Origin of the sequence: Crenobacter caeni, assembly GCF_010435965.1 — a bacterium.
GTDB classification, from domain to species: Bacteria; Pseudomonadota; Gammaproteobacteria; order Burkholderiales; family Chromobacteriaceae; genus Craterilacuibacter; species Craterilacuibacter caeni.
On the sequence record NZ_JAAGAA010000005.1, the window covers coordinates 182,737 to 201,855 of the forward strand.

Annotated in this window: 16 protein-coding genes; 13 read left to right on the forward strand and 3 right to left on the reverse strand. The window is 70.2% G+C overall.

Annotated elements, in window-relative coordinates; translation table 11 throughout:
• The first annotated feature begins 3 nt into the window (after positions 1–3).
• The 6 genes from GZH52_RS07605 to GZH52_RS07630 all read left to right on the forward strand — a co-directional run bounded on the left by GZH52_RS07605 (position 4) and on the right by GZH52_RS07630 (position 8,227).
• Entirely contained in the window at positions 4–1,797 is a 1,794-nt protein-coding gene (locus tag GZH52_RS07605; RefSeq protein WP_163315879.1) for an ABCB family ABC transporter ATP-binding protein/permease, read from the forward strand.
• A 114-nt stretch (positions 1,798–1,911) separates the two neighbouring features.
• Complete coding sequence (locus GZH52_RS07610; protein WP_163315880.1) at positions 1,912–2,187, forward strand: LysO family transporter; 276 nt, start codon at positions 1,912–1,914, stop codon at positions 2,185–2,187.
• Complete coding sequence (locus tag GZH52_RS07615) at positions 2,184–2,786, forward strand: LysO family transporter (RefSeq protein ID WP_163315881.1); 603 nt, start codon at positions 2,184–2,186, stop codon at positions 2,784–2,786. Before GZH52_RS07610 ends, GZH52_RS07615 begins: the two co-directional genes overlap by 4 nt.
• Positions 2,787–2,871: 85 nt before the next feature.
• Entirely contained in the window at positions 2,872–5,778 is a 2,907-nt protein-coding gene (locus GZH52_RS07620; protein ID WP_163315882.1) for a bifunctional diguanylate cyclase/phosphodiesterase, read from the forward strand.
• A 37-nt stretch (positions 5,779–5,815) separates the two neighbouring features.
• Positions 5,816–6,664: a hypothetical protein gene (locus GZH52_RS07625; RefSeq protein WP_163315883.1), complete on the forward strand. Its 849-nt coding sequence runs from the start codon at positions 5,816–5,818 to the stop codon at positions 6,662–6,664.
• 66 nt (positions 6,665–6,730) lie between these two features.
• A complete protein-coding gene (locus tag GZH52_RS07630) occupies positions 6,731–8,227 on the forward strand; it encodes an amidase (RefSeq protein WP_163315884.1) in 1,497 nt (498 codons plus the stop codon).
• A 4-nt stretch (positions 8,228–8,231) separates the two neighbouring features.
• On the opposite strand, the gene GZH52_RS07635 is transcribed toward GZH52_RS07630, so the two are convergent.
• The 3 genes from GZH52_RS07635 to GZH52_RS07645 all read right to left on the reverse strand — a co-directional run bounded on the left by GZH52_RS07635 (position 8,232) and on the right by GZH52_RS07645 (position 12,715).
• On the reverse strand, positions 8,232–9,233 hold the full coding sequence (locus tag GZH52_RS07635) for a TIGR03790 family protein (protein ID WP_163315885.1): 1,002 nt from the start codon (positions 9,231–9,233) through the stop codon (positions 8,232–8,234).
• Positions 9,226–10,641: a class II fumarate hydratase gene (locus GZH52_RS07640; RefSeq protein ID WP_203525669.1), complete on the reverse strand. Its 1,416-nt coding sequence runs from the start codon at positions 10,639–10,641 to the stop codon at positions 9,226–9,228. The genes GZH52_RS07635 and GZH52_RS07640 overlap by 8 nt, the downstream gene beginning before the upstream one ends.
• A gap of 70 nt (positions 10,642–10,711) precedes the next feature.
• Complete coding sequence (locus tag GZH52_RS07645) at positions 10,712–12,715, reverse strand: helicase-related protein (protein WP_163315886.1); 2,004 nt, start codon at positions 12,713–12,715, stop codon at positions 10,712–10,714.
• Between the two features lie 169 nt (positions 12,716–12,884).
• On the opposite strand from GZH52_RS07645, the gene GZH52_RS07650 reads away from it, so the two are divergent.
• The 7 genes from GZH52_RS07650 to GZH52_RS07680 all read left to right on the forward strand — a co-directional run bounded on the left by GZH52_RS07650 (position 12,885) and on the right by GZH52_RS07680 (position 19,119).
• Complete coding sequence (locus tag GZH52_RS07650) at positions 12,885–14,315, forward strand: circularly permuted type 2 ATP-grasp protein (RefSeq protein ID WP_163315887.1); 1,431 nt, start codon at positions 12,885–12,887, stop codon at positions 14,313–14,315.
• Between the two features lie 3 nt (positions 14,316–14,318).
• Positions 14,319–15,230 (forward strand): alpha-E domain-containing protein, encoded by a 912-nt coding sequence (locus GZH52_RS07655; protein ID WP_163315888.1) that lies wholly within the window; start codon positions 14,319–14,321, stop codon positions 15,228–15,230.
• Positions 15,230–16,009 (forward strand): transglutaminase family protein, encoded by a 780-nt coding sequence (locus GZH52_RS07660; RefSeq protein WP_163315889.1) that lies wholly within the window; start codon positions 15,230–15,232, stop codon positions 16,007–16,009. The genes GZH52_RS07655 and GZH52_RS07660 overlap by 1 nt, the downstream gene beginning before the upstream one ends.
• Before the next feature lie 12 nt (positions 16,010–16,021).
• Positions 16,022–16,744, forward strand: coding sequence for a proteasome-type protease (locus GZH52_RS07665; RefSeq protein ID WP_163315890.1), 723 nt, complete (start codon positions 16,022–16,024; stop codon positions 16,742–16,744).
• 165 nt (positions 16,745–16,909) lie between these two features.
• Positions 16,910–17,671: an ABC transporter substrate-binding protein gene (locus GZH52_RS07670; RefSeq protein ID WP_163315891.1), complete on the forward strand. Its 762-nt coding sequence runs from the start codon at positions 16,910–16,912 to the stop codon at positions 17,669–17,671.
• A 60-nt stretch (positions 17,672–17,731) separates the two neighbouring features.
• Entirely contained in the window at positions 17,732–18,418 is a 687-nt protein-coding gene (locus GZH52_RS07675; protein WP_163315892.1) for an ABC transporter permease, read from the forward strand.
• On the forward strand, positions 18,418–19,119 hold the full coding sequence (locus GZH52_RS07680) for an ABC transporter permease (protein WP_203525670.1): 702 nt from the start codon (positions 18,418–18,420) through the stop codon (positions 19,117–19,119). The genes GZH52_RS07675 and GZH52_RS07680 overlap by 1 nt, the downstream gene beginning before the upstream one ends.

Here is a 19,119-nt window from a genome sequence, read left to right on the forward strand (position 1 = left end):
CCCATGCGTTTTACCCATACCACCCCCCCGCCGACCGACCGTGACGACTGGCAGACGCTGCGCACGTTGTGGCCCTATCTGCTGCGCTTCAAGGGGCGGCTCGCGCTGGCGCTGTCCTGCCTGATCGGCGCCAAGGTCGCCACCGTCACCGTCCCGCTGTTCCTGAAGGACATCGTCGACGCGCTGTCGGTGCCGGCCACCTTGCTTGCAGTGCCGGTGATGGCGCTGGCCGGCTACGGCGTTGCCCGCCTGCTCTCCAGCGTGCTGGGCGAGGTGCGCGACGCGGTGTTCGCGCGGGTGATCCAGGGCGCGATCCGCCAGGTGGCGCGGCAGGTGTTCGCGCACCTGTTCCGGCTGTCGCTGCGCTTCCACCTGGGGCGGCAGACCGGCGGGATGAGCCGCGACATCGAGCGCGGCACCAAGGGTATCGGCTTTTTGCTCAACTTCACGGTGTTCAACATCCTGCCGACGCTGATCGAGATCGCGCTGGTCGCCGGCATCCTGTTCTGGCTGTTCGACGTCTGGTTCGCGCTGGTGACGGTGGCGACCATCGCCGTCTACATCGGCTTCACGCTGGTGGTCACCGAGTGGCGCACGGTGTTCCGCCGCACCATGAACGACCTCGACTCCAAGGCCAACGCCAAGGCGATCGACGCGCTGATCAACTACGAGACGGTCAAGTACTTCGGCAACGAAAACTGGGAGGCCGCGCGCTACGACGAGGGCCTCGCCCGCTGGGAGGCGTCGGCGGTCAAGAACCAGGTGTCGCTGTCTTTGCTGAACGCCGGGCAGGGCGTGATCATCGCGGTGGGCGTCACCTCGGTGATGGTGATGGCCGCGCGCGGGGTGGTGGCCGGAACGATGACGGTCGGCGACGTGGTGCTGGTGGCCAGCTACCTCACGCAACTGTGGTCGCCGCTGCACTTTCTGGGCTTCGTCTACCGCGAGATCCGCCACGCGCTGGCCGACATGGAGCGCATGTTCGGGCTTTTGCGCCAGGACGAGGAGGTCGCCGACGCGCCCGGTGCCAAGGTGCTTGTCGGCAACGAGGCGACGGTCAGCTTCGACGCGGTCGATTTCTCTTACGACGGCAAGCGGGAAATCCTGAAGCAGGTGAGCTTCACCATCCCGGCCGGCAAGACGCTGGCGGTGGTCGGCGCGTCCGGCGCCGGCAAGTCGACGCTCGCGCGGCTGTTGTTCCGCTTCTACGACGTGTCGGGCGGCGCGGTGCGCGTGAACGGCACCGACATCCGGCAGCTGACGCAGGACAGCCTGCGCGCGCACATCGGCATCGTGCCGCAGGACACCGTGCTCTTCAACGACACCATCTGGGCGAACATCGCGTACGGCCGGCCTGAGGCCAGCCGCGAAGAGGTGATCGACGCGGCGCGGCGCGCGCATATCCACGCCTTCGTCGAGGGCTTGCCCGACGGCTACGACACCCAGGTCGGCGAGCGCGGCCTCAAGCTCTCCGGCGGCGAGAAGCAGCGCGTCGCCATCGCGCGCGCGCTTCTGAAGAACCCGCCGATCATGATCTTCGACGAGGCGACCAGCGCGCTCGACTCGCGTACCGAACGCGCGATCCAGCAGGAACTGGCGGCAGCGGCCAGCGGGCGCACCACGCTGGTGGTCGCGCACCGGCTGTCGACCATCGTCGACGCCGACGAGATCGTGGTGCTCGACGCCGGGCGGGTCGTCGAGCGCGGCAGCCACCGCGCGCTGGTCGCCGCAGGCGGGCGCTACAGCGCGCTGTGGGCGATGCAGCCGCAGGGCGAGGCGGCCGCGGCAGACCTTTGAGGCAAGACAATCCATTGCCCGATACGCATTGAAAATGCTAATCGGGCATGGTATGACTGTGCTGTTGCCGGCCGGGGCTGCCCCGGCCGTTGTTTTTGCCTGCGGAATCCCTCGATGTTCAGTGTCCTTGCCTGTCTGATTGCCGGCGTTGTCGTCGGCCACTTCGCGCGCGACAGCCGCGCCGTCCGCCATACCGGCCGCCTGATCTCGTTCGCGATCATGCTGCTCTTGTTTTTTCTCGGCGTGTCGGTCGGGCAGAACGAGACCATCCTCGCCAACCTGTCGACCATCGGTGCGAAGGGCGTGCTGATCTCGCTCGCCTCGACCATGGGCAGCGTGCTCGCCTCGTGGTGGGTGTACCGCCGCTTCTTCCGGGAGCTGCCGGCATGAAGGGCGCGCTGGTGGTGATCGGCTGCTTCGTCGCCGGCGTGCTGCTGGCCGCGTTTGACCTGTGGCCGCAAGGCTTCGAGGCGGACTCGCTGACCCTGTGGGCGCTGTTTGCCCTGCTGTTCTGCGTCGGCGTGTCGGTGGGCTCGGACGACACGCTGCGCCGCACGCTCGCCCGCATGCGCCCGCGCATCCTGTTGGTGCCGCTCTCGACCATCGTCGGCACCCTGCTCGGCAGTTTCCTGGTGAGCTTCGCGATCAGCGACGTGTCGCCGACCGAGTCGATGGCGGTCGGCGCGGGCTTCGGCTACTACTCGCTGTCGTCGATCTTCATCACCCAGTACAAGGGCGCCGAGCTTGGCACCATCGCGCTGGTGTCCAACGTGTTCCGCGAGATCTTCGCGCTTTTGATGGCGCCGCTTTTGTTCGCGTGGTTCGGCCGCCTGGCGCCGATCGCCGCCGGCGGCGCGACGACGATGGACACCACCTTGCCGGTGATCAGCCGGGTATGCGGGCGCGACTGGGTGTTCGTCGCGATGCTGCACGGCTTCGCGGTCGACTTGTCGGTGCCCTTCCTGGTGACCTTCCTCTGCGCGTGGTAGGGCGCGGCCAGGCGCTGGCGGTAGTCGTTGCTTGTTTTATACCCAAACGGCATGATGGTTGTTCGACCCCGAGCCCGCTGTCCCAATGCCGCCACTGCCCCGCCTTGCCCGCCGCCTGTCAGGCTGTTACCCGTCCTGGCGCCTCGCCGCGCTGCTGACCGTGCTGTTCGCGGCGGGCGGCCTGCTGCCGTCCGGCCGCTTCTTCGCCGCCCCGGCGTCCTACCTGCCGCTGCACACCCTGCTCGAATTCGTGGCGATGCTGGTCGCGGTGATGGTGTCGACGCTGGCGTGGAGCCTGCGCAGGGAAACCGACAACCGGCCGCGGCTGCTGCTGGGCGCGGGCTTCCTCGCGGCGGGGCTGCTCGACTTCGGCCATGTGCTCTCGTACGCCGGCATGCCGCCCCTGGTGACGGCCAGCGGTCCGGAGAAGGCGATCAACTTCTGGCTGATGGCGCGCGCGGCTTCCGCGCTCGCGCTGCTGGCCGTCGCACTCAAGCCTGGCGGGCACTGGTCGGGCCGCCGGGCCGGCGCCGCCTACCTGGCGGCAGGGGCGTGCGCGCTGTTGTGCGGTGCGGCGGTGCTCTACCACCCCTACCTGTTCCCGCGCACCTTCGAGGCGGGGCAGGGGCTGACGCCGTTCAAGATCTTCGCCGAATACGCGATCAGCGGCGTGTACGGGCTGGCGGCCTGGCTGTTCGCCCGCCGCGCGCTCGCCCGGCACGATACGCTGTCGGCCGCCTTCGCCGCCGCCGCGTGGATCTTCGCGTTGGCCGAACTCTTCTTCACGCTCTACTCGGACGTGACCGACCTCTTCAACCTGCTTGGGCATTTGTACAAGGTCGCGGCCAGCGTGCTGGTCTACCGCGCGGTATTCGTCTCCGGCGTGCTCTACCCGTACCGGGCGCTCGCCTTTGAACGCGGCCGCTTTCGTGCGCTGTTCGACACCATCCCCGACCCGGTCTGGCTGAAGGCGCCGGACGGGCGCTACCTCGCGTGCAACGCCGCGTTCGAGCGGCTGTACGGCTGGAGCGAGGCGAAAATCAAGGGGCAGACCGATTACGACTTCGTCGATGCGGCGCAGGCCGACGCCTTCACCGCCTACGACCGGCGTGCCGCCGCCGCCGGCCAGCCCCTGCTGAACGAGGAGTGGCTGACCTTCGCGGCGGACGGCTACCGCGGCCTGTTCGAGACGACCAAGACGCCGATGCGCGACATGGACGGCGGCCTGCTGGGCATCCTCGGCATCGCGCACGACGTCAGCGCACGCAAGCGGGCGGAGGAGGGGCTGCGCGAGAGCGAGCAGCACTACCGTACGCTGGCCGACAGCGGCAGCGCGCTGATCTGGACGTCGGGGGCGGACACGGGCTTCGACTTCGTCAACGCGCGCTGGCGGGTGTTTACCGGGCAGTCGCTGCAGATGGCCGCCGGCGAGGGCTGGCTTGCCGCGGTGCACCCGGAAGACCGCGACGCGGCGCTCGCCGGCTACCGCGCGGCGTTCGCGGCGCGCAAGCGCCTGTTCACCCAGCTCAGGCTGCTGCCGGCGCAGGGCGAGGCGCGCTGGTTCAGCGTCGACGCGTCGCCGCGCTACAGCCGCCACGGCGATTTCCTTGGCTATATCGCGTATTGCCTGGACATCAGCGAGCAGAAGGCCGCCGAGGCGGAGATCGAGCAGCTCGCCTACTACGACGCGCTGACCGGGCTGCCCAACCGCCGCCTGCTCGCCGACCGCCTCGAGCGCGCCTTGCTGGGCAGCGTGCGCCGGGGCAGCCAGGCGGCGCTGCTGATGATAGACCTCGACAACTTCAAGGCGCTGAACGACACCCAGGGCCACGCTGCCGGCGACCGCCTGCTCGCGCAGGTGGGCCTGCGGCTGTTGGCGAGCGTGCGCGCCAATGACACCGTCGCGCGGCTGGGCGGCGACGAATTCGTGGTGATCGCAGAAGACCTCGGCCAGGGCGACGCGGCGTGGCAGGCGGCCGGCTGCATCGCCGGCAAGCTGGTGTCCGCGCTGGCCGCGCCGTTCGAACTGGAAGGCAGCGACGCCGGCGCAAAGCCCTGCGAGTACCGCTGCTCGGCGAGCATCGGCGTGGTGCTGACCGACGCGCCCCTGTCGGTCGACGAATTGATGAAGCGTGCCGACGCCGCGATGTACCGGGCGAAAAGCGGCGGGCGCAACCGCTACGCGCTGTTCGACCCGGACATGCTCGCCGCGCTGGTGCGGCGTACTGCGCTGGAGTCCGCGCTGCGCAAGGCGGTGGACGAGGCGAGGATCACCTGCCACCTGCAGGCGCAAGTCGGCGCGGCGGGCAGGGTGGTCGGCGCCGAGGTGCTCGCGCGCTGGCATGACGAGGCGTTCGGCACCGTCCCTCCCGGCGAGTTCATCCCGCTGGCCGAGGCGTGCGGGCTGATCGAGACGCTGGGCGATCAGGTGCTGTCGCTCGCGTGTGACCGCCTGCGCGCGTGGGAAAACGAGCCGGTGCTGGGCCGCCTGCCGCTGTCGGTCAACGTCAGCGCGCGTCAGTTCGAGCAGGAAGGGTTCGCCGCGCGGGTGCTCGCGCTCGCAGCCGGCGTCGAGGCGCGTCTGGTGATCGAGCTGACCGAGAGCGTGCTGATCGACGAGCCGCAGCGGGTGATCGAGTGCATGCAGGCGCTCGCCGCGCACGGCGTGCGCTTCTCGCTGGACGATTTCGGCACCGGCTATTCGTCGCTCGCCTACCTCAAACGCCTGCCCCTGTCGGAACTCAAGATCGACCAGGCCTTCGTGCGCGACATCCACCGGGACGGCAACGGCGCGGCGATCGCGCGCACCGTGCTCGCGCTGGGCGAGAGCCTGGGCCTGGCCGTGCTGGCCGAGGGGGTGGAGAACGCGGAGGAATACCATGCGCTTGCGCAGGCCGGCTGCACGCTGTTCCAGGGCTATTGGTTCGGCCGCCCCGAGGCGCCCGACGCGTTCGAGGCGCGCGTGCGCGAGGCGGCCGCCATGCCCGCCTGAGTCGGCGAAGGCAGGCGCGTTCGGCTAGGCTGTGCGGATGTCCGCTACCTGCCGTTACCTGTCCGTCTGCCTGCTGCTTGCCGCGTGCGCGCGTGCGCCCGCGCCGCAGCCTGCACCCGTGCCGCCGCTGCCGCCGCCGGGCTCGCTTTGGCATGCGCTTGCGCTGGGGGACGCCAGCGTCGGGCTTGCGGTCGGCGCGGCGCAGTGCGAAGGCGGCGTGCTGTTGATCGGCCTGCACGACAGCGAACAGACCGCGCGGCTGGCCGCGCAGCAAGCCTGGCCCGCACGGGATGCGCGTCTTGTCTGGCTCTTGAACGGCCAGCGCCGCGCGCTTGCCTTTACGGTGAACGGCGACACCTACCGCGCCGACCCCAACCGCATCTTCACGCCCGCGGGCGTCGCGGCGACCCTCGCATACTACGGCAAGGACGCCTGGCCGGCGCGCCAAGCGCTCGCGCGCTTTGCCGGGCAACTCTTGGCCACGGCCGGCGTCGCCCGGGCGTCGGCCGTGGTCGCGCTGCACAACAACCACGCCGGCGGCTACTCGGCCGCGTCCTACCTGGCGGGCGGCAAGCTTGCCGCCGCCGCCCGTGCGGTGCACCTGGGCGAGCCCGCTGCGCCGGACAACTTCTTCTACCTGACCGACGCGCGGCTCTTCGCCGCACTGTCGGCGCAGGGCTTCAACGTGGTACTGCAGGACAACGCGCGGGTGCCGGACGACGGCTCACTGTCGGTGCTCGCCGCGCGGCTAGGCCTCGTCTACGTCAACGTCGAGGCGAGGCAGGGCGAAGTAGACGCGCAGCGGCGGATGCTCATCGCGCTGCGCCCGCTGCTGCGCGGCGCACATTGCCCAGGTGCCGGCGAACGGGCCCCTGCAGGCGGGTGAGCGCGGGCGGCGTTGGCTGCCGGCTCGCGCCTGCCTTAAAATGACATGGGCTTAACGGGAGGCGCCATGTCGGGATTCGGGGATTACCAGCAGTGCGATGCGACGGCGCTGGCCGCGCGCATCCGTTCGGGTGAAGTGAGCCGGGAGGCGGTCTTGCAGGCGTGCCTCGCGCAACTGGACGCGGTCAACCCGCGCATCAACGCGGTGGTGCACGACATGCGCGGGCAGGCGGCGGCATCCTTGCCGGGCTTGCCCGACGGGCCGTTTACCGGCGTGCCCTTCATCGTCAAGGCGCTGCTGTCCGACTGTGCGGGCGAGCCCATCGGCGCCGGCACCCGCTTGCTGCAGACGGTCAGGGCTGGCGCCGACAGCGAACTGGTGACGCGCTACCGCAAGGCGGGCCTGGTGATCGTCGGGCGCAGCAACACGCCCGAGCTCGGGCTGACCAGCTACACCGAGCCGGCGGTCAGCGGGGCGACCCGCAACCCGTGGCGGCTTGGACTGACGGCAGGGGGCTCCAGCGGCGGCTCGGCCGCGGCGGTGGCCGCCGGCATCGTGCCGATGGCGGGTGGCGGCGACGGCGGCGGTTCGATCCGCATCCCGGCCGCGTTCTGTGGCCTGTTCGGGCTCAAGCCTTCGCGCGCTCGGGTGCCCAGCGGGCCGTGGCCCGGCATCCCCTGGCACGGTCTGGTGCAGGAACACGTGATCACCCGCTCGGTGCGCGACAGCGCGGCGATGCTCGACGCGGTGCACGGCGTCGACGCGGGTGCGCCGTGCGCGGCGCCGGCACCTGTGAGGCCCTTCCTCGCCGAGGTCGGCGCGCCGCCCGGCCGCTTGCGCATCGCGTACACCGCGCGCGCGCTGTTCGGCAAGGGGCGGGCCGACGCCGACAGCGTGGCGGCGCTGGAGGACGCAGTGGCGCTGCTGGGCTCGCTCGGCCACGAGCTGGTCGAGGCGACGCCGGCGCTCGACGCCGAAGCGATTGCACGGGCGTTCTTCGTGATGGTCGCGGCCGAGGCCCGCGCCGACATCGAGTGGGTGGCAAGGACGGCCGGCGTGCGTGCGCGCATGGCCGACTTCGAGCCGCCGACCTGGGTGCTGGGGCTGTTGGGGCAGAGTTTCGGCGCGGACAGGCTCGCTGACGCGTGCCGGGTACTGGACGGTGCCGCGCGCGAGATGGGGCGCTTTCACGCCGGGTACGACCTGTTGCTGACGCCGACCATGGCGGCGGCGCCGCACCCGCACGGCGCCTTGCAGCCGACGCCTGCCGAGCAGTTGTTGATGCGCGTGCTCGGCCGGCTGGGCAGCGGGCAGGTGTTCCGCGCGCTGGGCGTGGTCGACGAGATCGTCGACAAGGCCTTCGCCGCGCTGCCTTACACGCCGATCTTCAACGCGACCGGCCAGCCGGCGGCGTCCTTGCCGCTTTACTGGAACGCAGAAGGCCTGCCGGTTGGCGTGCAATTGGCCGCCGCCTACGGCCGCGAGGACCTCTTGTTCCGCGTCGCCTCGCAACTGGAGGCGGCGCGGCCGTGGTCCGCTCGCCGCCCCGCGCTCGCGCCCTGAGCGTTCAGCGCCGGGCCGCCGCGTACGGCGCGGCGAGCGGGTCGCCGACGAACAGCCCCTGCGCGGGCCACAGTACGCTCTTCCAGTACGCCTCGAGCGCGGTGTCGCCCGCGAGGTAGCGCGCGACCAGCACCTGCGGGTGCGGGAACTTCTGCGGCCAGTTGCAAGGCTCGGACACCGTGCCGTAGCTCGCGCTGGCGCCGGCCTTGAGCCAGGCGGTCGCCGGCATTTGCGTCCCCCCCGCGAGCACGCCGCCGAACGAGGTCAGGTGGTCGGCCAGCGCGCCGGGCAACAGCGACGCGCGCGCGACCTCGTGCGCGTCGGTGTCGCCGGTGAAGACGAACATCGCGCCCCGCGCCGGGGCGAGCGCGCGGCCCTTTAGCGTGACCAGCCGCACGGCGCCGACTGTGTGCGCGCCCTCGGGCGGGAAGAAACGCGCGCGGCTGTCGCGCGCGGCGTCACCGCTGACCACGAAGTAGGCCGCTGCATCCGGCGGCGCCTGCGCCGCACGGCCGCGCCGGGCGAGCGTGCGGGTGAGCGCGGCGTCGTCGGTGAGCAGCATCGATGGCGGAAGTAGCGGGCCCTTGAGCGGCCCCTTGGCGTTGAAAAAGGGGCTGTCGCGGCCGGCCGCGCAAGTCTCCGTGCACTGGCGCGCGTCAAAGCCCAGCGTCAGCGCCGAGGTGACGCTGTTGCAGCCGACCGCGTAAGGCTCGGTCCAGGCCAGCGCCAGGGCGCGGGTGCCCGCGGGCAGCTTCCTTTCGATCTCGCGCCTGAGCGCGGGCAGCGCGGCCGGCGCGAGCACCGCACCCTTGGGGACATGCACCGCGATAAGGTGGCTTGCCGGCACGCCGCGCGCCTCTGCGTACGCGCGCGCGGCCGCTTCGCCGGCCGGGTCGGCCGCCCGAAAGAGTACGGCGAGGGTCCGGGCGTCCGGCGAGGCGCCGCCGTGGGCGAGCGCGGCGGCCAGCAGCGCGGCAAGGGCAAGGCAGGCGCGCGCGTCAAGCATCGGGCGGCTGCGTCATCCGGTACGCGTCGCACACCCGGTCGAAGAGTTCGGGTGCGACGCCCAGCTCGAGCGCGGCGTCCCTCAGCGGGACGCGGCGGGTCAGCGCGAGGCGGGCGATCTGCGCAGCCTTCTCGTAGCCGATATGCACCGACAGCGCGGTCACCCGCATCAGCGCGCGGTCGCTGTAGTCGGCGAGGCGCGTCTCGTCCGGCACGCAGCCGTCGACCAGGTACTGGCGGAAGCTGGCCATCGCCTCGCCCAGCAGGTTCGCCGACTCGATCAGGTTGCGCCCGATCAGCGGCTTGTACACGTTCAGCTGCAGCATGCCGGCGGCGTTGCCCAGCGCGACCGCGTGGTCGTTGGCCATCGCCTGCAGCGCGACCATCGCCAGCATCTCGCACTGCGTCGGGTTGACCTTGCCCGGCATGATCGACGAGCCCGGTTCGTTCTCGGGCAGGATCAGCTCGGCGAAGCCGCACAGCGGGCCGCTGGCGAGCAGGCGGATGTCGTTGGCGATCTTGAAGAGCACGCCTGCCAGCGTGCGCAGCGCGGCGGAGACGCGCGCGAGCGCGTCGTGCGAGGCCTGTAGCGCGAAGCGGTTGTCGGCGACGCTAAACGGCAGCCCGCTGAAATTGGCGAGCTGGTTGACCGCCAGCGCTGCAAAGCGCGGCGGCGCGCCGATGCCGGTGCCAAGGGCCGTGCCGCCCAAGGGCAGCGGGTAGAGGCCGGCGCGCGCGTGCTCGACGTCGGCGCGGCACGCGGCAAGCTGGCTGGCGAACGCCGACCACTCCTGGCCGGCGGTCATCGGCACCGCGTCCATCAGGTGGGTGCGGCCGACCTTGACGAGGCCCGCCCACAAGGCGGCCTTGTGCGCGCAGGCGAACTCCAGTTGCTGCAACGCGGGCAGCAGCACGCGCTGCAAGGTGAGGGCGGAGGCGACGTGCAAGGCGGTCGGGAAGGTGTCGTTGCTCGACTGCGAGCGGTTCACATGGTCGTTCGGGTGCAGCGGGCTGTGGCTGCCGACCGGCTCGTTGTCCAGTTCGCTCGCGCGGTTGGCGATCACCTCGTTGACGTTCATGTTGAACTGGGTGCCGCTGCCGCTAATCCACGGTGGCAGCGGGAAGTGGCCGTCGAGGCGGCCGCCGAGGATCTCGTCGCACACCCGCACGATCAGCGCCGCCTGCTGCGGCGCGATCTCGCCCAGTTGCGCGTTGGCCAGTGCACATGCCTTCTTGATCAGCGCGTACGCGCCGAGGATCTCGCGCGGCATTTTCTCGCGGCCGACGGCGAAGTGGGCGAGCGCGCGCTGGGTCTGCGCGCCCCACAGCCGGTCGGCAGGGATGTCGATCTCGCCCAGCGAGTCGTGTTCGGTACGGGTGGTCGGCACGGCGGCGTCCTCGGGCAGCATCACGCATCAAGCATAGACGCTGCCCAAGGCGGCACGCCTCGGGGCGTGCCCACGCTCCCGCGGGCAGGTTTTAGCCGTGGCGCGGCGGCGGGCGCTTGCCACGCGGCTTGCCGCCGGCGCCACCGCCGCGGCGCGCGCCCTGCGGCTTACCCTGTTTGCCGCCTGGCTTGCCGCGCGAGCGGCGGTTCTGCTGCTGCAGCATCGCGTCGATCTCGTCGGACGCCTTGAGCATCAAGGCCTGTGCCATCTCGCCGTCGGGGAAGGTGTCGCTCATGCGGTAGGCGAGCCACGCGTACGCGGCGTACAGCTTGCACAGGTCTTCCAGCCTTTGCAGCGCGTTGCGCCCCGGCGCCACCTCGCCCATGCGCAGCACGGTGGCGGTGCGGCCGCGCGCGCGCGCCTCGGCCCAGTCGAACAGCGCACGCTCCAGCATGGGGATGCGCGTCGACACCGGGGTCAGGCTCAGCGTGAAACGGTCTTCCAGCGTGAGCGGCAGGGCGTCCAGCCAGCGCGCCTTCTCCATCTGCTCGGAGAGGTTGGCCGGCAGGAAGAATTCGTCGTGCACGTTGATGTGCTTGGTGAAGAGCTCGAGCAGCGCGGCAAGCTTCGTCTCGCCGGTCGCCTGCGAGATGTCCTGCAGGTAGGCGAGGTTGGGCGCGACGTAAAAGCCGGTGTCGGGCAAGGGCTCCGGCTTTTGCCGCAAAAGCTGCGCGATGCTCTTGTGCGTGCGCGCGTCGATGCCGGCGACAAAACCGGTCTCGTGCTTGCCGAAGCGCCCGGCGCGACCGGCGATCTGCCGCGCCAGGGGCGCCGGGATCAGCCCCTCGGCGACGCCGTCGAACTTGCTGTCGGTGGTGAAGATCACGCGGCGCGCCGGCGTGTTCAGTCCCATGCCGATCGCGTCGGTGGCGACCACCACGCTGGTGTGCCCCTCGACGAAGCGCTCGGCCTGCGCCTGGCGCACCTCGGGCGACAGGCTGCCGTAGATCGCCGACACCGAGTGGCCTTCCTCGATCGCGCGGTCTCGCCAGGCGAGCACCTCGCGCCGGGAAAACGCGATCAGCACGTCGCCGGGCATCAGGTTCCTGAGCGAACCCAGCGGCGCCTTGTCCATTTCGAGCTTGGTCTTGCGGGTCAGTTCGCGTACTTCCAGCGTGCCGCCGACGCGCGCGACCAGCGATTCGATCGCGTCGCGCGCCTCCAGCGCACCCAACAGGTACACGGTTTGCGCCGGCACGCCGCACACCGCCGCCGTCCACGCCGCGCCGCGGTCCGGGTCGTCCAGGAGCTGGATCTCGTCGATCACCGCGACCTCGACCGGGCGGTTGGCGTTGAGCATCTCGACGGTGCTCGCCACATGGCGCGCGTCCGGGTCGATCTTGCGCTGCTCGCCGGTGATGAGGCTCACCGGCACGCCGGCGTCGACCAGGCGCTGGTAGTTTTCCAGCGCCAGAAGGCGCAGGGGCGCGAGGTAGACGCCGCTCTTGGCCTTGGCCAGGTGCTCCATCGCCGCGTGCGTCTTGCCCGAGTTGGTCGGCCCGAGCACCGCGATGAAGTGGCGCTGCATGCCCTGCGCGACGGTGAACGACTCGGGGTAGCGCGACAGGTTGACCGCCGCGCGCGTCCTCGCCGCCGCCTCGTCGGCCTTGCTGTCGGCCGACGCTTCGCGGATACGCGTCTGGGCCAACCGGATGCGTTCGCTCGCGCGTTCGTACTTGGCGACAAAGGCCGACAGCGCGCGCCGCGCGTCCAGCCCATAGCGCCCGGCGGTTTGCAGCACCTCGCGTGCGGTGTCAGCGAGCGCGGCCTCGAGCGTGGCGCAGGTCTCGGCGTTCCAGCGCTCGCGCAACAGTTCGAGCTTGCCCTGCGCGGAGAGGCGCCGCCACTTGCCCGACTTGCCGAGAAAGCCCGCGTCGGGGATCAGGTGGTAGGCGACGGTGTGGCCGTCCACCTGCACCTCCCCATGCACGGACACGGCGTAGCTGCCGTCGGTGGTGACGAGGCTCGCGCGGTGCGCCTCGAGGTAGTCGGTGAGCGCGCTCTGGTCGAAAGGGTCTTGGATTTCGGTATTCATGCAGGGAAGGGTAGGCAAGAGACGGGCGCTGGCAAGGGAAAGCAGGGTCGCCCGGGCGGCAACGCGCCTGATCGGTCGCCGAGTCTAGCAGAGATCGGCGGCCAGATCAGCGCCGGCGGTGGCACGGGGCTTGCTACGGCTTGGGCAGGACACCGAGAGGGAGCACTCCATGCACGCGCTGACCCTGCCCGAGACGGGCCATTTCGACGAGATGCTGCTGCCAAGCGGCGGCATCCGCCCGCACTACCGCGCCTTCGCGCACTGGCTGCAGGCGCAGTCGCCGTCGGTGCTCGCGCAAAAGCGCGAGCAGGCCAACCAGCTCTTCCACCGGGTCGGCATCACCTTCGCGCTGTACGGCGACGACGCCGGCGCCGAGCGGCTGATCCCGTTCGACACCATCCCGCGGGTGATCCCCGCCGCCGAGTGGGCGAAGCTCGAGGCGGGCCTCGCGCAGCGGGTGCGCGCGCTCAACGCCTTTCTCGAGGACATCTACCACGAGCACCGCATCGTCAAGGCGGGCGTGGTGCCGGGCGAGCAGGTATTCGCCAACGCGCAGTACCAGCCCTTGATGCAGGGGGTGAACCTGCCCGGCGCGGTGTGGGCGCAGGTGACCGGGGTCGACCTGATCCGCCACGCCGACGGCGGCTACTACGTGCTCGAGGACAACCTGCGCGTGCCCTCCGGCGTGTCGTACATGCTGGAGAACCGCAAGATGATGATGCGGCTCTTCCCGGAGCTGTTCGCCCGCCACGCCATCGCGCCGGTCGATCATTACCCGACGCTGCTGCTCTCGACGCTGCGTAGGGCCTCGGCGCGCGAGAACCCGACCGTGGTCGTGCTCACCCCGGGGCACCACAACAGTGCGTACTTCGAGCACGCCTTCCTCGCGCAGCAGATGGGCGTCGAGCTGGTCGAGGGGCGCGACCTGTTCGTGCGCGACGACCATGTGTACATGCGCACCACCGCCGGGCACAAGCAGATCGACGTGATCTACCGGCGCATCGACGACACCTTCCTCGACCCGCTCGCGTTCCGCCCCGACTCCATGCTCGGCGTGCCCGGGCTGATGCAGGCGTACCGCAAGGGGAACGTGGTGCTCGCCAACGCGATCGGCACCGGCGTCGCCGACGACAAGTCGATCTACCCCTACGTGCCCGAGATGATCCGCTACTACCTGGGCGAGACGCCCATCCTCGACAACGTCGAGACCTTCCAGTGCCGCCATCCGGCCGAGCTTGACCATGTGCTGGCCAACCTCGAGCGCCTGGTGGTGAAGGAGGTCCACGGCGCCGGCGGCTACGGCATGCTGGTGGGGCCGGCGGCCAGCCGCGCCGAACTGGAAGATTTTCGCGCACGGCTGATCGCACAGCCGGAGAACTATATCGCGCAGCCGACGCTGTGCCTGTCGTCGTGCCCGACCTTCGTCGAGGCCGGCATCGCGCCGCGCCACATCGACCTGCGCCCCTTCGTGCTGACCGACGGGCGCGAGACCAGCATGGTCGCCGGCGGCCTGACCCGCGTCGCCTTGCGGGCGGGCTCGCTGGTGGTCAATTCGTCGCAGGGCGGCGGCACCAAGGACACCTGGGTACTGGAGGAGTAAGCAATGCTGTCAAGAACCGCAGACCACCTGTTCTGGATGGCGCGCCAGATGGAACGCGCCGAAAACCTGGCCCGCCTGCTCGACGTGAGCCTGGCGGTGTCGCTGCTGCCGGCCTCGCGCGGCGGCGCGGACGTCTCGGCGCCGCTGGTGCTCACCGGCACGCTGGACGCTTACCTTGCGCGGCACGGCGAGCCCGACGCCTCGCGGGTGCTCGCGTTCATGAGCTTCGACGCGGGCAACCCCTCGTCCATTCTCAGCTGCATCCGCCACGCGCGCGACAACGCGCACGCGGTGCGCGGCAAGATCACCGCCGAGATGTGGATGTCGATCAACGCGACCTGGCTCGAGGCGCGCGAATTCGCGCAGGGCGGCGCAGGCGACCAGGCCTTCTTCGACTGGGTGAAGGAGCGCTCGCACCTCTTTCGCGGCGCGACGCACGGCACCTGCCAGCGCACCGACGCGTTCTCCTTCATCCGGCTGGGCACCTTCATCGAGCGCGCCGACAACACCGCGCGCCTGCTCGAGGTCAAGCGCCACCTGCTCGACGACGCGGACGCGGCCGACTACTACGCGTGGAGCGCGCTGCTGCGCGCGGTCGGCGCGTTCGAGGCCTACCACGCGCTGTACCGCGACGCCCCGTCCGGCCGCCGCGTCGCCGAGCTGTTGCTGCTGCGCCCGGACATGCCGCGCAGCCTGCGCGCGTGCTTCGACGAGATCTACAAGTGGCTCGCCAGGCTGGAGGGCGACAACGGCCGCGCGGCGAAAAGGCTGGCCGCCGAGCTGCGCGCGGCGCAGGCGTATACCAGCGTCGACGAGGTGTTCGACGCCGGCCTGCACGACTACCTCACGCGCATGCTCGGCGACATCACGCGGCTGGGCGCGCTGGTGCACGAGGCCTATCTGGAGGCGGCCTGATGCGGCTGAGCATCCGCCACGAGACCTGCTACCGCTACGACGGTGCGCCCGCGCGCAGCACCCAGCTGTTGCGGCTGACCCCCGCCGACAGCGCCGCGCAGCGCGTGCTCGCGTGGCGTCTGGTGCTGCCCGGGCCTGCCAGCGAGACGGTGGACGGTTTTGGCAACCGCACCCACCTTGTCACGCTGGAGGGGCCGCACCACGAGATCCGCCTGCTCGCCGAGGGCGAGGTCGAGACGCGGGTCGCCGGCCCCGACCCCGCGCTGGGGCCGCTCGACGTACGGGTCTACCTGCGCCCAAGCGCGCTGACTGCGGCGAGCGCGGCGATTGCCGAACTGGCCGCGGGCAGCGCGCGCTCGGTCGCCGGCTGCGCGGATTTGGCCGCACGCGTGCTCGAGGCGATGCCGTACCGGCCGGGGGTGACCTCGGCCGGTACGACGGCGGCCGCCGCGCTGGCGCTTGGTGCCGGCGTGTGCCAGGACCACACGCAGGTGTTCGTAGCCGCCTGCCGCACGCTCGCGCTGCCGGCGCGCTACGTCAGCGGCTACCTCCTGAACGAGGACGAGACGCACGCGGCCAGCCACGCGTGGGCGGAGGTCTGGCTCGACCACGCCTGGCACGGCTTTGACGTGAGCAACGCACGCGCGCCCGACGAACACCACCTGCGCCTGGCGGTCGGGCTCGACTACCTGGACGCCTGCCCGGTGCGCGGCGTGCGCCAGGGCGGCGGCGCCGAAACGCACCGCGCGCACGCCGACGTGCGCGCTACCGACGAATGACAGGGAACAACCATGACTTATTGCGTCGCGATCCGCCTGGCCGAAGGGCTGGTGTTCGCCTCCGACACCCGCACCAACGCCGGCGTCGACCATGTCGCCACCTTCCGCAAGATGCGGGTGTTCAGCGCGCCGGGGGTGCGCCTGGTGCTGCTCTCGTCGGGCAACCTTGCGACCAGCCAGAGCGTCGCCAGCTTGCTCGAGCGGCGCTTCCGGCTGCATGACGGTACGGGACTTGCGACGGTCGACTCGCTGTACGACGCGGCCGCGCTGGTCGGCGCGACGCTGCGCGAAGTGCTCGCGCGCGACGCCGACACGGCCGCCGGCGTCGATTTTTCCAGCCACTTCCTGCTGGGCGGGCAGGTCGACGGCGAGCCGGTGCGCCTCTTCCACGTCTACCCGCAGGGCAACTTCATCGAGGCGAGCGAGGACACGCCGTACTTCCAGATCGGCGAATCCAAGTACGGCAAGCCCATCCTCGACCGCGTGCTGGACTACCACACACCGCTTGCGCAGGCGATCCAGTGCGCGCTGATCTCGATTGACTCGACGATGCGCTCCAACCTGTCGGTCGGCGCGCCGGTCGACCTGGTGTGGCTGCGCCCGGACGACGTACGCGCCCCCGCGCCGGTGCGCCTGAACGAGAACGACCCTTACTTCATGTGCCTGCGCGAGGGCTGGAGCCGCGGCCTGCGCGAGGCGTTCGCGACCCTGCCGGCACCCGGCTGGGAAATATAAGCGGGGTTTTCATCAAGGCGTAACAATATGTCGCATTGGTGTATCTGTTTGGCATCGTCAAAGTGATTTAATGCTCCGGCGCGGACATCGGGTCCGTCTTGGGCCGACCAGCCCCCGTCACAACATAGAGGTGTGCGGCGCGGCCCCAACTGGGAGAATCTCTGGATGAAAAAAATCACTTTGCTGGCCGCGCTTGTGGCTTCCGGCCTGGCCCATGCGGCTGACCCCATCCGCATCGGCGTCGACGCCACTTACGAGCCGTTCGCGTACAAGTCGGCCGACGGCAAGCTGGTCGGCTTTGACATCGACATGGCCAACGCCCTGTGCGCGCAGATGAAGGCCAAGTGCGTGTTCGTCGAGCAGGAGTGGAAGGGGATCATCCCGGCGCTCAACGCCAAGAAGTACGACGCGATCGTGTCGTCGATGTCGATCACCGAAGAGCGCAAGAAGGCCGTCGACTTCACCAGCAAGTACTACCACACCCCGTCCCGCCTGATCGCCAGGGCAGGCAGCGTCTCCGGCACCCCGGACAGCCTGAAGGGCAAGAGAGTGGGCGTGCTCAAGGCGTCGACCCAGGAAAAATACGCGCTGAAGTACTACCAGCCGGCCGGCGCGACCGTCGTCCCGTACAACAGCACCCAGCAGGCTTACCTCGACATGGCCGCCGGCCGCCTGGACGCGACCGTCGCCGACAGCGTCGAGGGTTCCACCGGCTTCCTGAAGAAGCCGGAAGGCAAGGGTTACGCCTTCGTCGGCCCGGTGCTGAAGGACGAAGCCATCTTCGGCCACGGCGCCGGCATCGCGGTGCGCAAGGGCGACGACGCGCTGCGCAACAACTTCAACAAGGCGATCGTCGACGTGCGCAAGAACGGCACGTACAAGAAGGTGAACGACAAGTACTTCGCCTTCGACGCCTACGGCGAGTAAGTCCTTCCGGTGCTGACCCGGGCGCGCCTTGCGGCGCGCCCGCCTACAAGGAACCTGCCGATGCTGGAAGGTTATACCGCGTATATCGTCGCCGGTGCGTCGACCACGTTGAAGATCGCGCTCTCCTCGCTGGCCGTCGCGACCGTGCTGGGCCTGGTTGGCGCCGCCTGCCGCCTCGCGGGCCAGCCCTTGCTCAACCGCAGTGCCGAGGCGTACTCGACGCTGGTGCGCGGCGTGCCCGACCTCGTGCTGATGCTGCTGGTGTTCTACGGCGGACAGGTCGCCGCCAACAGCCTGCTGGAGTCGCTCGGGCTGCCCGCCGTCGACTTCGACCAGTTCATCGCCGGCGTGCTGACGCTCGGCTTCATCTACGGCGCCTACCTGAGCGAGACCTTCCGCGGCGCCTTGCTCGCCGTGCCGCGCGGCCAGTGGGAGGCCGGCTGGGCGTACGGCATGAGCCGCCCGCGCGTGTTCCTGCGCATCGTGCTGCCGCAGATGATCCGCCTGGCGATTCCCGGCTACACCAACAACTGGCTGGTGCTCACCAAGGCGACCGCGCTGGTGTCGGTGATCGGTCTGCAGGACATGATGTACCGCGCCCGCGAAGCCGGCGCGGCGACCCGCGAGCCGTTCACCTACCTCTTGGTGGTCGGCGCGGTTTACCTGATGATCACCACGGTTTCGCTGCTGCTGTTGCGCGCGCTCGAGCGCCGCACCTCGGCCGGCGTGCGCATGGGGGAGATGTGATGCTCGACTTTGCCGTCGTCCTCGAGCCGGATAACCTGAAGCTGTACGGCGAGGGCCTGCTGACCACGGTCAAGCTGCTGGTCATCTCACTCGCCTGCGGCCTTGCCGCCTCGGTGCCGCTGGCCGTGCTGCGCGTGTCCAGCAACAGGTTGGCCAGCCTGCCGGTGTGGGGCTTCACCTACGTGATCCGCGGCACGCCCATGCTGCTGCAGCTCTACCTGATCTATTACGGCCTGTCGCAGTTCGCGCTGGTGCGCGAGAGCGCCGCGTGGGCGCTGCTGTCGGACGCGTGGTTCTGCGCGATGCTCGCGCTCGCCATCAATACCTGCGCCTACACCACCGAGATGCTCGCCGGCGCCTTGCGCGCGACCAGCCACGGCGAGATCGAGGCCGCGCGCAGCATGGGCATGAACCGCTTCACCCTGTACCGGCGCGTGCTGCTGCCCTCGGCGCTTCGGCGCAGTCTGCCCGCGTACAGCAACGAGGTGGTGATGATGCTGCACGCGACCAGCCTTGCCAGCACGGTGACGCTGCTCGACATCACCGGCGCCGCCGACCGGCTGTACTCGACGTATTACATGCCGTTCGAGCCCTTTATCGCGGCAGCGCTGTTCTACCTTGCGCTGACCTGGCTGATCGTCCGGCTGTTCCGCCGCTTCGAGCGGCGCTACCTCGCCTACCTTGCCCCGCGCACCCACTGA

Coding starts and splice junctions, on each gene's coding strand:
- GZH52_RS07665 (WP_163315890.1), top strand. CDS start 16,022: ATGACTTATTGCGTCGCGATCCGCCTGGCCGAAGGGCTGGTGTTCGCC.
- GZH52_RS07650 (WP_163315887.1), top strand. CDS start 12,885: ATGCACGCGCTGACCCTGCCCGAGACGGGCCATTTCGACGAGATGCTG.
- GZH52_RS07625 (WP_163315883.1), top strand. CDS start 5,816: ATGTCCGCTACCTGCCGTTACCTGTCCGTCTGCCTGCTGCTTGCCGCG.
- GZH52_RS07615 (WP_163315881.1), top strand. CDS start 2,184: ATGAAGGGCGCGCTGGTGGTGATCGGCTGCTTCGTCGCCGGCGTGCTG.
- GZH52_RS07645 (WP_163315886.1), bottom strand. CDS start 12,715: ATGAATACCGAAATCCAAGACCCTTTCGACCAGAGCGCGCTCACCGAC.
- GZH52_RS07635 (WP_163315885.1), bottom strand. CDS start 9,233: ATGCTTGACGCGCGCGCCTGCCTTGCCCTTGCCGCGCTGCTGGCCGCC.
- GZH52_RS07655 (WP_163315888.1), top strand. CDS start 14,319: ATGCTGTCAAGAACCGCAGACCACCTGTTCTGGATGGCGCGCCAGATG.
- GZH52_RS07670 (WP_163315891.1), top strand. CDS start 16,910: ATGAAAAAAATCACTTTGCTGGCCGCGCTTGTGGCTTCCGGCCTGGCC.
- GZH52_RS07620 (WP_163315882.1), top strand. CDS start 2,872: ATGCCGCCACTGCCCCGCCTTGCCCGCCGCCTGTCAGGCTGTTACCCG.
- GZH52_RS07680 (WP_203525670.1), top strand. CDS start 18,418: ATGCTCGACTTTGCCGTCGTCCTCGAGCCGGATAACCTGAAGCTGTAC.
- GZH52_RS07660 (WP_163315889.1), top strand. CDS start 15,230: ATGCGGCTGAGCATCCGCCACGAGACCTGCTACCGCTACGACGGTGCG.
- GZH52_RS07605 (WP_163315879.1), top strand. CDS start 4: ATGCGTTTTACCCATACCACCCCCCCGCCGACCGACCGTGACGACTGG.
- GZH52_RS07610 (WP_163315880.1), top strand. CDS start 1,912: ATGTTCAGTGTCCTTGCCTGTCTGATTGCCGGCGTTGTCGTCGGCCAC.
- GZH52_RS07675 (WP_163315892.1), top strand. CDS start 17,732: ATGCTGGAAGGTTATACCGCGTATATCGTCGCCGGTGCGTCGACCACG.
- GZH52_RS07630 (WP_163315884.1), top strand. CDS start 6,731: ATGTCGGGATTCGGGGATTACCAGCAGTGCGATGCGACGGCGCTGGCC.
- GZH52_RS07640 (WP_203525669.1), bottom strand. CDS start 10,641: ATGCTGCCCGAGGACGCCGCCGTGCCGACCACCCGTACCGAACACGAC.